Source organism: Vibrio sp. 2130-1, assembly GCF_033339515.1.
The window spans coordinates 1-792 of sequence record NZ_JAWOUT010000178.1; the positions used below are offsets into that span (position 1 = coordinate 1).

1 protein-coding gene and 1 pseudogene are annotated in these 792 nt (G+C 48.7%); both read left to right on the top strand.

Annotated features, from left to right (window positions below; translation table 11 throughout):
* Nucleotides 1-355 (top strand): molybdopterin dinucleotide binding domain-containing protein (locus R7Q09_RS25000; RefSeq protein ID WP_318143805.1); only part of this gene is annotated, 355 nt, incomplete at its 5' end.
* A gap of 78 nt (nucleotides 356-433) precedes the next feature.
* Nucleotides 434-792 (top strand): annotated as a pseudogene (locus tag R7Q09_RS25005) (endonuclease/exonuclease/phosphatase family protein); the annotation flags it as partial.

A 792-nucleotide genomic window follows, 5' to 3' on the forward strand; every position in this document is an offset into this window, starting at 1 on the left:
GTTGCACACCGGTACGATGACGCGCGAAACGAAAGGGGTGGGGAACCTTGCTGGGGCAAGAGCGGTGATCAGTGTGGAAGATGCCGAAGCAATTGGTATCCACAATGGTCAGCGCCTAAAAGTGTCGACTCGTCGTGGCAGCATCGAAATTGATGCGTTTGTGACCAAGCGAATGCAAAAAGGCGTCGTGTTTATTCCGTTCCATTTCGTTGAGTCGCCAGTCAACCGCTTGACGACTACGGCAACGGACCCGCATGCGAAAATTCCTGAATTCAAAGTCGCAGCGGTTAAGATTGAAATCAGTGAAACGGCCGCTCAACCAGAGCCTGTCGAGGAGGCGGTACACCACGTCTAACATCAACGCTTCACGCACTGACGAGTTGAGAAATTGCATTTAAGCTTATGATATGTAATAGCGAAACGAGCAGTGCGTGTGCCGAGCGTTTTTAAGTGGATCATATTGCTTCTACCCGCTCTTATTTGGCTGGCGGTCAGGCAAATTGAACATATTTGGTGGGCGGAGAATCTTACCTCGATTCCCGCCCTCATTGTGTTCACTTACGTTGTTTTAGCCTCGGCGTTTTTTATCGCTCGCCGATGGTTGCAAAGTGCATTTTCTGCCTTTGTCGCTATTTTGTTTGTCTTGTTACTTGTTCCGCCGCAGCGCAGCCATGTGGCGTCTTGCTCGCAGTCTTTGAGCGTCATTCAATTCAATCTTTTTTACGAAAACTCAGACATCAATCAGTTCATCAACTATCTATTGAGGCATCCTGCTGATTTGGTGGTGATGCA